Origin of the sequence: Mucilaginibacter metallidurans, from assembly GCF_003286435.2 — a bacterium.
In the GTDB taxonomy this organism is placed as follows: Bacteria; Bacteroidota; Bacteroidia; order Sphingobacteriales; family Sphingobacteriaceae; genus Mucilaginibacter; species Mucilaginibacter gossypii.
The window spans coordinates 4,713,557-4,728,218 of record NZ_CP043449.1 but is presented as its reverse complement, the minus strand read 5'-3'; the positions used below and the strand labels follow the sequence as shown (position 1 = coordinate 4,728,218).

Below are 14,662 nucleotides of genomic sequence, written 5' to 3'. Positions count from 1 at the left end.
ATATATCTGCCAACTTATCTAAATGATCTATAACTTTGAAGTATGACCCGTCTATCTGTCAACATCAACAAAATAGCCACCCTTCGTAATTCGCGTGGCGGCAATAATCCCGACCTGATCCAGGTTGCTAAAGACTGTGAACGTTTTGGCGCGCAGGGAATAACGGTGCACCCCCGGCCCGATGAGCGCCACATTCGTTATAGCGATGTGTTTGAGCTTAAGAAAATTGTTACTACCGAGTTTAATATTGAAGGTAATTGCCAGGAACAAAAATTTATCGATCTGGTGCTTGCCAATAAACCCGACCAGGTTACCCTGGTACCTGATGTATTAGGGCAGATCACCTCTAATCATGGCTGGGATACCATCACTAACTATCATTATTTAAAAGATATGATAGCGGTATTTAAAGAAGCCGGGATCAGGGTATCTATTTTTGTTGATCCAATACCTGCAATGGTTGAGGGCGCAGCCAATACCGGTACCGACCGTGTAGAACTTTATACCGAAGGCTATGCTACTCATTTTCCGCAGGGGAAAGAACTTGCTATTGCTCCTTATATCGAGGCAGCAAAAGCGGCTCAGCAGGCTGGTCTGGGTCTTAATGCCGGTCATGATCTGGATTTACATAACCTGAAATATTTTGCAGAAAATATACCCGGCCTGCTTGAGGTAAGCATTGGCCATGCCCTGGTAAGCGATGCCTTGTATTATGGTTTGGAAAACACTATCCAAATGTACCTGAGGCAATTATCGCTAACGGATAATGCTTAAACTGCCCGATAATAAGCCACAGCCCGAGCTGAGGTTAATGATATAATAATAGCTGCCCGTAGGTAATGGTTTGCCATTATAGGTGCCGTTAAACGGGTGGCTGTATCCTATGGAGTTAAAAATATTTTTGCCATACCGGTTAAATATTTTTATGGTGGCCAATGGATAGTTTTCCATTCCTGCTATCTGCCAGTAATCATTGATACCATCGTTATTGGGGGTAATTACATTGGCAATATTAAGGTTTGAAAGGCCTACATTTACATCAACCTTTGTGCGGGTGCTTTCACAAGCGTTGCTAAAACGGCTTATATAATAACTCCGGTTGGCGGTAACGTTCACTTTAAATTTGCCATTGGGCTCTTCATCAAGCGGAGTAGTACTGGTTTCACTATCATAAAGCCTGTAGGTTGACGTTGCTACGGGGTTTTTTACTGGTATTATTGTTTCGCCCGGACCGCACAATTGAAAGCTGCTTATCACAGGCGGATCGATAACAAGCTCCTGGTTAAGCAGGGTAATGTGATAGGGCACGGCGCAACCGTCCGGATCGATGGTTAATGTATATGTTCCGCCGGGAAGCCCGTCGATATCCAGTGTGTTGCGTATTACATCTCCGGCTTCATTTGTCCACCTTAATGGTGGTGTACCGCCGTTTGTATTGATAAGCTTTAAATTACTGATGCTGCCATTTGCTGCATCGCAGGAAGCATTCACTTTTTGAAGCCCTGAATCATCTATACCGGGATTTGAACTGGTTAAGGTTATGGGGATAGATTTGGCAAAACAATTTCCGTTATAGCATTTGGCGTAATAGGTGCCAACGCCAACACCCTCCAGTTTAGGGCCACCGGATTGTACTAATTGATCCTGGTCATTATACCAGTCAACCCCGATAACGTTCTTTAAGTTTTGCAGGGTGATTGATCCGTTGTTTTTAAAACAAGTAGGATTAGCCTTCACATAATCGGCGGCCGATGTCGAAATCACCGGTTGGGTAAATTCGGATGAGCTATTGTTAAGTGTAGCATTTGCCACCAGTTTTTTGTTATGCAGATCGCCGGTAAACTTCCAGTTACCCGCTGCATCTGCAACAACCGTAACCAGGTACTGTACCGGGTTGCAAACAGAACAATCTGTATTGTCATTATAAATATAAATTGCGGCTCCCGGCGATGCCGTTCCTGAAAATTCGGCGGCACTGTTTACAACTATATTAATGTTGGGAATGGCTGTGCCACTTGATATCAGGTATGGTGTTGTATTACATGAGATACTGTTTTTGGCAATAGTAATATTGTTTGATTCGACCGCATAGAAAGCGCCGCCGTCATTACTAAAGATATTGATATCGTTATCATTATCATCGCCAATAAAAGCATTATTGCATTTAAATAAGTACATACCCGAATTACCCGGTATACTGCTTTGCTTATTACGCATAAAAGTGAAGCTGTTTACAGATATAAACTGAAATTGTGTAGAACAAAAATCATTGTCGGCTACCTGCGTATTGCTTCCCTGAAACCGTACAAGTATGGATGCCCCGTTTACGCGGTTGTCCTGCCCGTTCACATCAAGTGAAAGCGAGTTGTTGATAAACTTATTATCAATTCCGTTCAGGGCTATCGCGGTAGCAAAATAGTTTCTTTCTTTGGAGGTAGGGCCACCCACTAATGAGTTATCGGCGGTTATATCAAGTGCATACCCTAATTCAACAACATTTGTTCCCGATTCATCATAACCAATAAAATTTGATTGGATATTGATATTATCATTATTCTTTGAGTCGGTTAGTGAGTTGGTGCCGCAATACACACCGTAGATGTTATCGCAAAAAACATTTCCTTTATCCGGTGCGCCTATGGTAATATTGGTACAATCGTAAGCGGATATAGCGGTGAAAAGCAGGTTGCCGTTAAAGTTTGTGAGTTTGCTGCTGTAACCTTTTATGCATAAGCCATATATTTCCACATTGGTAACTTCGGTCATGATCAGGGCTGCTGCCTTAGTCCCCGGAAAAGTATAGCTAACATCAGGTATGATATAAACCCTGGCGTCACTTCTGCCGAGTTTGGGTGTTGGCTGTGTGCTGCCGTCGATAATTAAATTAGAGGTAACCTCGGGGAGCTGCGTAAAAAGTGTGATGGTCACGCTGCCCGGCAGGTTAAAATTAATAATATCCTGCTGAATTGTGCCGTTAGCGGCTGCATTAGTAAGGGCCTCACGCAGTGTGCCTGTTCCTGCATCGGCATTACTCGTAACGGTAAATACCGTGGCCTCTGCATTTAAACAGGTCAGCAATAGAAATAGCGTAAACAGAAACAACTTGTGTTTCATGGCGGCAACACAATCTGGAATGTTAGTTTATAAATTGATTTGGGCAATAAACCGGTTCGTTAGTATTGGTTGATATTGCCTGCCAGTAAGTTACGATTTTTGTTGATATATTGTATGTAATATACCCGCCGCAAAGGGGAGCGGCAGGTTATTCATGATGTTGTTAAAATTTACCTGATCAATGTAAGATTGCCCGATAGCAGCTTACAAGGAGTATTGAGGTTAATGATGTAATAATACACCCCCGAAGGCAGCAGCCAGCCATTAAACTGCCCGGAAAATGGCGTGGCGTATTCTTTTGATTCGAATACCCTTTTTCCGTAACGGTTAAAGATCTGAACTAAGGTGCCGGGGAATTTTTCAAGGCCTTCTATCTTCCAGTAATCATTTACACCATCGCCGTTGGGGGTTATGGTATTGGAGAATTTTACGTCGACCAATACAACTTCGATATGTGTTTTGGTGCGCGGGCTTTCGCATGACCCTATGCTGTATGAGATATAATAATCACTGGTTTCGGTTATTAATACTTCAAAATTACCGGTATTACTGGTTTGAAGCGGCGTTGTTGATGTAGCATCGGCATATAAATTATACATGCCTGTAGTTTTGTTTAAAACAGACAGGCCCACTTTTCCGGGCAGGCAGATCCGTTGGTCGTTTAATACAGGAGCGTCTGGGATAAATTTTTGGTTGCCAACCTCCTTGCTGAATGGTAACGGAATTGCACAGGTGGTAGCATCAGTAACTATTAACGAGTAAGTGCCTTTACCCACGTTTATTAAATCTTTTTCGTTTCCTACGGTATTGCCGGTGGCGTCGGTCCAGATAAATTTATATGGAGGCACACCGCCGGAAACATCGATGCCCGTAATGCTGCCCAATAGCTGGTCGCACTCATCGGGCTTGGCTACCGGGGCATTATTCGCCGAAAATTGTAGCAAAGGGGTTGCCTGTATTACCCAGGTACCCAATACAGAAGCACAGCCATTTTTATCGGTTACATGAAGCGTATATGAACCGGGGGCGGCGTTTGGAACATCGGTACCGTAACTTACTGTTGTACCGGCTGCATCAACCCATTGATAAGAACTTGGCTTTATACTTCCCTCAAAATCAATATGGAGGCTGCCATTGTTGAGCCCGCAGGTTGTGGGAACGTTAATAAGGTTCTTGATTGTAAATACTTCCGGAGCCAAACGGCCAACCGGAAAATATTTATCATTACTACAATGCGTAATAGAATTTATCGCACTTAGCCGGTATAAGCCATCAGCAAGATTAAAAATGTCGAGGTTTGCAGGATTGGTAGGGATGGGATTACCCTGAGGATCATACCATTGTAGTTGATTGGCATTTTGATATCCAACACCGGTTATCGAACCATTATTTTCACCACATTTGGCAGGGGTAATAAAGCCATCGTAAATGATTACCGAATTTGTTTCTGAGATAAATAATGGTGAAGTGGCATAGGGGCTACATTCACTTTGGTCCATCAGCACCAGGGTATACAAACCGCCTTTTACACCTACCAGGTCTTTCGAAGTACTGACGGTGTTGCCTGCAGCGTCGAGCCATTTGTAGGTAAGCGTACCAATACCAACTTTGGTTGTAATATTTTTTATGCTGCCGTCGGCTATACCGCAACGGGCAGGGGTCACAGCCATTGTAGATAAGTCATAATCGGGGCCCGGTTTGGCTTTTATAGGTGGCGTAAGGGTTGACGTTGCCGAACACCCGGCCTCGTCCTGAATAGTTACAGTAAATGAGCCTTCGGGTAGGTAGGGGGTCTGGGTATTGGCCACTACGTTGCCGTTCTTGTCCTTCCATGTAAAAGTGAGATTGCCTGCACCACCGGTAAAGTTTACGTTAAAAGGGAACAGTTTTTGGCGGCATTCCGGAACCGGAACAATTACGTTTTGGATCTTGATCCGAAGATCTTTTATTTCAAAAAGTTGTGTTACCTTCTGGCAGCCACCCGGGTATTGAACCGTGAGCTGATAGGTGCCGGGTAAAAGGCCCGAAACATTCTGACCATCTTTTATTGCTGTAAGGCTGCCGTTCTGCTCCTTTTTATCCCAGTGAAATAATAACCCGCTTCTGTCTTGCTTTATAGTGATGCTGCCGGGGGTACAGGTATAATGTTTAACAACTATATCATCATCACGTATTACCAACGATGAAAACGGAGAAGTGTTGTTACTGCCATCGGTAGCAGTGGCTATTACTGCTTTGGCGATACTGCCTGAATATGTCCATTTGCCGCTCGCACCCGACTGAACGGTGGTAATATAGGTTTTGCCCTGACATATAGTTCCGCAATCGTCTGAGAAGAAAAGTTCGATAGCCGAGTTTGGTGTAGCTACTCCCGATACCGCTGTACTGCTAAAATTGAGCACCTGCACAAAAGGAACGGTGTAATAATTACTTATGACGCTTATGCCATAATCTTTATTACAAAAAATGCTGTTCCGGGTTATGAGTGTATGCCTGCTGTTAAGGGATTCAATGCCATACTGATTATAACCAATGTAGTTTTTATTTGCTGCATTCGGCCCTCCAATGGTGCCCGACGAACTTTCGCCAACCCTGATGCCTTCGCCGTTTCCCAGATCGGCCGTGCCGGTTATATCAGTACCTATCTTATTACCTGTAATGTTAAATGTAGCCTGCTCAATAGCGATCCCTGCAAAACGTTGCCCCGAAATAATATTGGCGCTGATATTCGCCGTAGTATTAGTAGCATTGATACTGATGCCATAAGCCTTCATAAACGCGTTCTGCTGAAATATCGGGATGTTTTTAAAATCCTTTTTGCCGGTATAATCAGTGCCTATTTTGTTATTTTGAATATTGATAGTCCCTGGCACCACAGTAAAATTGGACGTGTTGCCGATACCGATGTTTACAGCGTTGGCCGATATGATGTTGCCCATATTGGCATTTGCACCACCTATGTTAACAGTTTTGCTGATAAAAAGGTTCAATCCGTCAAAATTGCTGGCGGCTGTATAGCCGTCGTCAAGTAAACCGATTATATTGCTTTGAATGCTTGCATCGGCAAGGCCGTTAACGTTATAGTAGTTTGAATAATTAACAATACCATTAAGGTTTCCGCATATAACGTTGCCTTTGCCCGGCGCGCCTATTATGATATTTGAGGCATCACCTAAAATATAAATACCCGAACCCTGGTTAAAATCGGGATTGGAGAAATTGGTGATCTTGGCAAAGTTGCGGATATACAGGCCGTAGATCTCAATGCTTTTTGCTACCGCCCCTCCCGAGTTTGGATCGCCGTTAATAAAAAGACCGCTGAAATTTACAGGCGTTGTTTCAGGCTCGATGATAACCCTTGCATCAGACACGCCGAAGGCTATACCGGGCTGACTTGTTCCATCAATAACAACGTTAGATGTAATGGCAGGCAACTGGCTTCTTAGCCTGATGGTTCTATCAGATACGAGTGTTCCCGGTAATTTAAACTGGATGATGTCCTGTGTTGCGGTACCGTTAGCTGCTGCATTTGTTAAGGCTTCGCGAAGTGTTCCGGGACCGGCATCTATATTGCTGGTTACTATAAATGTAGCACCGAGAGCCACATTGCAACACAAGATCGATATGAGTAGTACTAAGAGTGATAATTTTTTGATAAACATGATTTAGGTAATCAGCTGCAAAATACACTTTTTTGCTGTAAGTACACTGTGAATATTATATTGATCAGGTGGTGCTTATACAATAAACAACATCAAAATGGTGAAATGCTGTATAGTTACCTGATGATTGACAAACTGCCTGAAAGCAAATTGCAGCTTTTACCGAGATTTAAAATATAATAGTACACTCCCGAAGGAAGTTTGGTGCCATTATAAGTTCCGTCAAATGGTACGCTATAACCTTTTGATTCAAATACTTTTTGCCCGTACCTGGTAAATATCTGGACTATTGCCTGCGGATAGTTTTGAGCATTGTTTATTTTCCAGTAGTCATTTTTACCGTCGCCATTAGGTGTGAACGCGTTTGGGATATCAATAGCAGATAAGCTGATGGTTATTTGCGCCTGAGTTCGTTCGCTTTCGCACTGGCCGCTAACCCGGCTTATATAATAAGTGCTATTGGGGTTTGCTTTGATTTTGAAGATGCCATTGGTTTGTTCATCCTGGTACTGAGTGCTTGTTTGCGAATCATAAAGACGATAGGTATTCCCGGCAGATGGGGAACTGACGGATAGCAAAGCTTCGCCCGGGGCGCATAATTGCAAGGGGGCGATTAGCGGCGCATCTATGCTGCTGTTTTCATTTAAAACGGTATAAATGCGACTTGCCATAACGCCGCAACCACTGGCGTCCTGAACCTGCAGCGTGTAATCCCCGGCACCGACGCCTGTAAGATCTTGCGATGTAACCAAATGCTCACCGGCTACATTAAGCCATAAATAGGTGTAGGGTTGTGTGCCGCCTTTAACCTGAATGTTTTTTATACCCCCCGTATTTAATCCGCATTGATCATCGGTACGGGTTTCTGAGTTTGCCACTATTTGCAGGGGATCAATTTCGTTAACGGTAAAATCATGCGGATAAAGCGTTTCACAGCCGCTGGCATCGGTAAAGTAAACTTTATAAGTGTCGGGTTTAAGGCCGTGTGGATTTGCATCCGTGCCTGCGGGCTGCCCGTTGCCATCAATCCAGCGCATGGTTTTAACCAGGGGATCGGTTGTAAGAGTGATGGAGCCACTGTTTTGGCCGGAACAACTGTTGGTAATGGAGAAGGGATAAACAGGGTAGGTGGTGGGTCGGGTGGTGTTTATGGTATACTCTATGCTTTTTTCGCTACATCCGAAATCATTGTTTGCAGTCAGCTGATAAGTACCTGGTCCAACATCTCTAAGATCGCTTGAATTGCCTGCAATTTGGTTGTTGATTTTATTTATCCACTGATAACGTGTTGCGTTTGATGCGGTTATGCCGGTAATTGAACCAGTAGATCCATTACAGCCCGCATTGGTTGTTTTTAAATTAGAAAGGTCAAGGTTGATAGTAAGTGATTGAAGCTGAATTGGTTTTGAAAATGCTGAGCCGCATCCACTTCCCTTAACCTCGAGCGTATAGGTGCCGCTTGGTACACCGGTTAAATCAAGGTCGTGTCCTACCTCAATACTGTTTTCATTTGTCCACGTGTAGGAATAAGTATCGTTAGTTCCACTAAGGTTTGTGATTTTTATATTTTTAATAGAGCCGTTGCTCATATTACAGCCGGGCAACATTTTAACGGGATTGGAATCATCAAGATTTAAAAAGCCATACGGGTCTGAAAAGGTTGAAGTATAGGTATTTGCCGTTGCTGAAGCTATTACGCTACCGTTAACCGGACCATTGTAAACCCAGTTACCGGCATTGTCGGCAGTGGTGGTACCAAAATAAGTTTTAGGAGCAGGAGGGCCGCAATCGCAGTCGGCTATAAAGAGTTCGATAATTGCCCCCGGCGTGGCAATGCCACTAACGTTTGTTGTACTTACGGTTTGTATTTTAATAAAAGGATTGCCGGATCTGTTGCTGTAAAACAATGCATGATCATTATAGCAAAATATGCTGTTCCTTGAAACAATAAAACCGTTAGTTGGGGTACTTATAATGGCATCGGAGCAATAAGCGATAGCGTTTCTTTGTGCGGTGTTAGTGCCGCCTATCAATACCTTTGCACCACCAGAAAAAGCAATGCCACTTGTTGCAATACCCTGGTTATTTGTATTTAAGTTGATTGTCCCAGCCTGGTTGGTGTTGATACCATTACCCTGAATAGTAAGATTGCCGCTTGGTGCATTTACAAGTAAAACAGCTGTTTGATAAGTATTGGCCAATAAGTTATTGCTGATGCTGCCATTTACAGGTGTGTTTTTTGCTGCTCCGGTTGAGAGTGAGCTGGGGTATATACTGATTCTTGGATTTTGCACTACACCCGCCGGTGCATTTGTGCCTTCAATGTTAGTCCCCATTTTGTTATAACTAATATTGAAATCGTTGTTAACCGGATTGTCTATAACGATTTGCATAAAACCACCTATCATATTTCCAGTGCTGGCGCTGCCTCCAATAGTAATTTTATCGCAGCTGTTAATATCCATGCCTCCATTATACACTTGCTGACCATCAAGGCTGCTCCAGCAAATATTATCTTGAAACGTTAGTGTTTTCCCTTTATTGAACCCGATATATGCGGTTTCTACATAGTTTCCTTTTGATGCTGCGCCTATCGTAATATTACCGTAATCATTAAAGGAAAAGGCGTCGGCGTCGCCGTTTAACCATATACCATATATTTCAAGTTCATCGATATTCTTGCCACCAAAAGTATATTGGTTACTACCAGGTATATAGAAGCTTCTTACTTTAACTTTAGTATGAGTAACTCCAAAGCTGCTTCCCAGTTGGGTTGTTCCATCAATTGCCAAATTTGATGAAACATCAGGCAATTGTGTCAACACCGATATCGTTCTCCCAACCTCGCTTAAATCTGGTAAATTAAAATAAATATAATCTTTGGTAACACTGCCATTGGCCGCGGCAAGCGTTAATGCTTCGCGCAAAGTACCCGGCCCCGAATCTGCATTGCTGGTTACCGTGAAAACAGCTGAAAAGCTTCTAAAGCTGATAAAAAGAAAACCAGTGATAAAAAGTAAAACTCGCCTGCCCGTCATGTTTAGGTATTCAAGAGCCAAAATACATTTTTTTCCTGTAAATGCATTGTCAATATCATATTAGCTAATTGTTACTCATGTTGCAAAATCGTACCTTTGCGGTAAATTTAAGAGGGACGATTAATTCATGAAGTTGAATACAACCTATCAGGAGCAGTTTCAGTCGAGGCACATTGCTCCAAGCGCGGCCGACACGGCCAAAATGTTAAAAACCATCGGTGTAAGTACGCTTGATGAATTAATAGAGCAAACCATACCGCAAAAGATCAGGCTTGCCAAACCGCTTAACCTGCCCGCGGCAAAAAGCGAGTTCGATTACCTGAACACCTTAAAGCAAACGGCTTCAAAAAACAAAGTTTTCAAGTCATTCATCGGCAAAGGTTACTATGATGTAATTGTACCGGGCGTTATTCAGCGCAATATTCTTGAAAACCCCGGATGGTACACGCAGTACACCCCATACCAGGCCGAAATTGCACAGGGCCGCCTGCAGGCTTTGCTAAATTTCCAAACCATGGTTATTGACCTTACCGGTATGGAAATTGCCAATGCTTCTTTGCTTGATGAAGGTACTGCCGCTGCCGAGGCTATGTTTATGCAATATACCTTGCGTAAAAACAACAGCGCCAATGTTTTCTTCGTTTCTGAAGAAGTGTTCCCGCAAACTATTGATATCTTAAAAACCCGTTCAGAGCCTTATGGCATTGAGCTGAGAATAGGCGACCACCGTACCGTTGAGTTAACCGACGATATGTTTGGCGCTATTGTACAATATCCTGCCGGCAATGGCGCGGTTTATAACTACGCCGATTTTGCTGCAAAAGGTCATGAAAAAGGTATTAAGCTTACCGTTGTTGCCGATATCATGAGCCTTGCGCTATTAACCCCTCCGGGCGAATGGGGCGCCGATATCGTTGTTGGTTCATCGCAACGTTTTGGCGTACCGATGGGCTTTGGCGGCCCGCATGCCGCTTTCTTCGCTACTAAAGAAGAGTATAAACGTTCTATCCCGGGCCGCATCATCGGTGTTACTATCGACAGCGCCAATAATTATGCCCTGCGCATGGCCCTGCAAACCCGCGAGCAGCATATCCGCCGCGATAAAGCTACCTCAAATATCTGCACCGCACAGGCACTGTTAGCTATTATGGCTGGTATGTACGCCGTATATCATGGTCCGGATGGTATTAAGCTTATAGCAGAGCGCATTCACGGCTTAGCAGTATTATTAGCCAAAACCTTAGGGCAGCTTGGCTATGAGCAATTGAACGAAGCTTACTTTGATACTGTTAAGTTTGATGTGGGCAACCTTGTTGGGCCTATCCATTCGGAAGCATTAAATAACGAAATGAACCTTAACTACGAAGGTTCAATAGTAACTATAGCAATTGATGAAACAACTTCGGTTGAGGATATCAAAACCATAGTAAGGTTCTTTGCCAAAGTTAAAGGTAAAACATTTAACGATGTTGATTTCGATGGCGTTAATGCAAGCCTTGAAACGGTTATTCCTACAGAACTTCAGCGTACCTCTGCATATTTAACGCACAGCCTGTTCAATACCCACCGGTCTGAACATGAAATGCTGCGTTATATCAAATCATTGGAGGCGAAAGATCTTTCGCTTTGCCACTCTATGATAGCTTTAGGCTCTTGTACCATGAAACTGAACGCTACCACCGAAATGGTACCTGTTACCTGGGCCGAGTTCAGTAAAATCCATCCATTTGCCCCAACCGACCAGGTTGGCGGTTACATGCAGTTGTTTGATGAGATCAACAATTGGCTAAGCGAAATCACCGGTTTTGCAGCCATGAGCCTGCAGCCAAATGCCGGTGCGCAAGGCGAGTATGCCGGTTTAATGGTAATCCGCGCTTATCACAATGACAGGGGCGATAGCCACCGTAATATTGCTCTGATCCCTTCATCGGCACACGGTACCAACCCTGCATCTGCAGCTATGGCCGGCATGAAGATAGTGGTGGTTAAGTGCGATGATAACGGAAACATTGATGTTGCCGACATGCGCGCCAAAGCTGAGCAATACAAAAACGAGCTTTCATGCCTGATGGTTACTTATCCATCAACGCATGGTGTGTTTGAAGAAAGCATTATCGAAATTTGTGAGATCATTCATGAAAACGGCGGCCAGGTTTATATGGACGGTGCTAACATGAACGCGCAGGTAGGTTTAACCAGTCCGGCCAATATCGGTGCCGACGTTTGTCACCTTAACCTGCATAAAACATTCTGTATCCCTCACGGTGGCGGTGGCCCCGGCATGGGCCCAATTGGTGTTGCTAAACATTTGGTTCCTTACTTGCCTGGTCATGCTGTAGTTGATATCGACAGGGGGAAATCAATCCATGCAGTATCTGCAGCGCCATGGGGCTCTGCATCTATCCTCATCATATCACATGCTTACATTGCCATGATGGGTGCCGAAGGCTTGACTAACGCTACCCGTTATGCTATCCTGAATGCCAACTACATTAAAGCCAGGTTACAGGAGCATTACCCTGTACTATATGCTGGTGCTAATGGCCGTTGTGCGCATGAAATGATCCTGGATTGCCGCTCATTTAAATCGGCAGGTATTGAGGTTACGGATATTGCCAAACGTTTAATGGATTATGGTTTCCATGCGCCAACTGTTTCGTTCCCGGTTGCGGGTACGGTAATGGTTGAGCCAACCGAATCAGAGCCTAAACATGAGCTCGACCGTTTTTGCGATGCCATGATCTCCATCCGCCATGAAATTGCCGATGTGGTAGATGGTTTATCTGATAAAACAAACAATCCGTTAAAAAATGCACCTCATACCGTAGCTGTAATTACCGGCAACGAGTGGGAGCATCCTTATACCCGTCAAAAAGCGGCATTCCCGCTGCCTTACGTTGCTGCCAATAAATTCTGGCCTTCGGTGGGCAGGGTTAATGACACTTATGGCGACAGAACGCTGATCTGCTCATGCCCTCCGCTGGAAGAGTATGAGTTTGAAGAAAGCGTGATTGAATAGCTTTTAAATCAACCCTCCCCTAAACAAGGAGGGTTTTTATTTTTCACACAAATATATATTATGAGTTTAGCTAATCCCGAAGGCAATACAAAAGTCTCCCCCTTTAGGGGAGATTTAGAGGGGCTTATCGCCCAAACACCACAGCCCCCTTATTATGCGGTAATATTCACATCGGTACGTACCGGTGTAGAGGAAGGCTATGGCGATATGGCTAATGAAATGGTTGAATTGGCGCGGCAGCAGGAAGGTTTTCTGGGCGTTGAATCGGCGCGTAACAATGTTGGAATTACGGTGTCTTATTGGCAGTCGGTTGAAGCTATTAAGAATTGGAAAGCTAATGCCCGGCACCTGTTTGCCCAGCAGCAGGGGCGCGATAAATGGTACCTGAATTATAAAGTACGCATTTGCCGGGTGGAGCATGACTACGCCTTTTAAATTCAATGGCTAATTTCTGTCCCGTATTTTTTTGAACTTTATTTAAGTGGCCAGATCAAATGAAATATTCACGCTGCAGAGCCGTTTAAATGTATTGTTTTTTATAATTTACAACTATAAGGAATATAACTTTTTGAATCGTGGTCTCGTATAAAACAACGCGCTTAAATTTTAGATATGAATATTAACAATAAAGCCATAAGTGTATTACTGGTTGATGATGATGAGATAAATAACTTTATCTCCATAAAACTGATAAAGAAAGCTTTACTTAATACAGAAATTATGGCCTGCCTGAACGGAAAATATGCGATTGAGCAACTTTCTGATATCCAGAGAAAAGACCCTAATAAACTGCCCGATTATATTTTGCTTGATATTAATATGCCCATTATGAATGGCTGGGAATTTTTGGATGAGTATAAGCGCCTCAACCTTGATCCCCTGGGCAAAAGCAAGATCTATATTATATCATCATCAGTTTTTAGCAACGATATTAACAAAGCGCGTTCATATCCGTTGGTTAAAGATTTTATCTCCAAGCCGCTCAACGTTGAAAAGATAAAAGAACTTTTTGAGGTAGCTGCCGAAAATTAAACCGGTTTAACCTTAAAATGGTCTCCTTCTGTTTCAACGGTTCCGATAGTGAATGATTTAGCATGGTAAAACAGGCATTTCCATCCTTCGGCGGCAGCCTTTTTACCATATTCTTCGCGCAGCATCATAGCCTTGCGGCCGTCCATGTCGTACTTGGCTATGAATTTCCTCAACAGTTGCTCTGGTTCGGGAAGCTCATCACCGCCAAAAAATACTTTTTCGCCTTCTATATCAAACCAAAATACCTGATGCGCCGGGCAATGACCACCCGAATGTTCATACCTGATACCCGGTTTAAACTCACCGCTGCCTTCAACGAAAGTTATCTTAGCTCCTTCGGCCTGTAACGCTTCAAATATTTCAACATGGTATGATGAGCCTTTGCCGCTGATCCCAAACTCCCATTCCTGTTTATTGATCACGTGCTCGGCCTGCGGAAAGCTGGGTACTAATTTACCATTCCGTTCAACTACCAAACCGCCAGAGTGGTCATAATGCAGGTGAGACATCATCACCAGGGTTACATCATCCGGATCGAAACCCGCATTACGGATGTTTTGGTGCAGCATGAGCTCGTCGCGGGTATCTTTAAAGCCGAGGCCGGTATCCAATACAATCAGATCGGTTTTTGTTTTGATGAGGAAGGGGTTAACGTGAATAAACAACGAAGCCGGGCGGTCTTTGGGGTTATCAGTTTCCGGGTTAAACGGGATAAATTTCTTGGTTGCATCAACCGAATATGAGCCCTCACCTAAAGCAAAAAATTCCATAGTAAACGTAGTATCAGATTTTGAATG

The 14,662-nt window shown here is 43.7% G+C and carries 8 protein-coding genes; 4 read left to right on the top strand and 4 right to left on the bottom strand.

Annotated elements, in window-relative coordinates; genetic code table 11:
- Positions 1-42: 42 nt before the first annotated feature.
- The gene (locus DIU38_RS19940; RefSeq protein ID WP_112652698.1) at positions 43-774 is read left to right on the top strand and encodes a pyridoxine 5'-phosphate synthase; all 732 of its coding nucleotides are present in this window, start codon (positions 43-45) and stop codon (positions 772-774) included.
- Here DIU38_RS19940 and DIU38_RS19935 read toward each other — a convergent pair.
- The 3 genes from DIU38_RS19935 to DIU38_RS19925 all read right to left on the bottom strand — a co-directional run bounded on the left by DIU38_RS19935 (position 757) and on the right by DIU38_RS19925 (position 9,814).
- On the bottom strand, positions 757-3,114 hold the full coding sequence (locus tag DIU38_RS19935; protein ID WP_112652697.1) for a gliding motility-associated C-terminal domain-containing protein: 2,358 nt from the start codon (positions 3,112-3,114) through the stop codon (positions 757-759). The genes DIU38_RS19940 and DIU38_RS19935 overlap by 18 nt on opposite strands.
- Positions 3,115-3,284: 170 nt before the next feature.
- Positions 3,285-6,776 carry a T9SS type B sorting domain-containing protein gene (locus tag DIU38_RS19930; RefSeq protein ID WP_112652696.1) on the bottom strand — a complete coding sequence of 1,164 codons (3,492 nt, stop codon included), beginning with the start codon at positions 6,774-6,776 and terminating at the stop codon, positions 3,285-3,287.
- Positions 6,777-6,892: 116 nt separating this feature from the next.
- Complete coding sequence (locus DIU38_RS19925; RefSeq protein WP_112652695.1) at positions 6,893-9,814, bottom strand: gliding motility-associated C-terminal domain-containing protein; 2,922 nt, start codon at positions 9,812-9,814, stop codon at positions 6,893-6,895.
- 127 nt (positions 9,815-9,941) lie between these two features.
- Here DIU38_RS19925 and gcvP point away from each other — a divergent pair, with 127 nt between their 5' ends.
- The 3 genes from gcvP to DIU38_RS19910 all read left to right on the top strand — a co-directional run bounded on the left by gcvP (position 9,942) and on the right by DIU38_RS19910 (position 13,865).
- Positions 9,942-12,833 (top strand): aminomethyl-transferring glycine dehydrogenase, encoded by a 2,892-nt coding sequence (gene gcvP, locus DIU38_RS19920; protein ID WP_112652694.1) that lies wholly within the window; start codon positions 9,942-9,944, stop codon positions 12,831-12,833.
- Between the two features lie 60 nt (positions 12,834-12,893).
- Positions 12,894-13,268 (top strand): antibiotic biosynthesis monooxygenase family protein, encoded by a 375-nt coding sequence (locus tag DIU38_RS19915; protein WP_112652693.1) that lies wholly within the window; start codon positions 12,894-12,896, stop codon positions 13,266-13,268.
- A 177-nt stretch (positions 13,269-13,445) separates the two neighbouring features.
- Positions 13,446-13,865: a response regulator gene (locus DIU38_RS19910; protein WP_091172136.1), complete on the top strand. Its 420-nt coding sequence runs from the start codon at positions 13,446-13,448 to the stop codon at positions 13,863-13,865.
- Here DIU38_RS19910 and DIU38_RS19905 read toward each other — a convergent pair.
- A complete protein-coding gene (locus DIU38_RS19905; RefSeq protein WP_112652692.1) occupies positions 13,862-14,635 on the bottom strand; it encodes an MBL fold metallo-hydrolase in 774 nt (257 codons plus the stop codon). The two genes, DIU38_RS19910 and DIU38_RS19905, sit on opposite strands and share 4 nt — an antisense overlap.
- Positions 14,636-14,662: the final 27 nt, after the last annotated feature.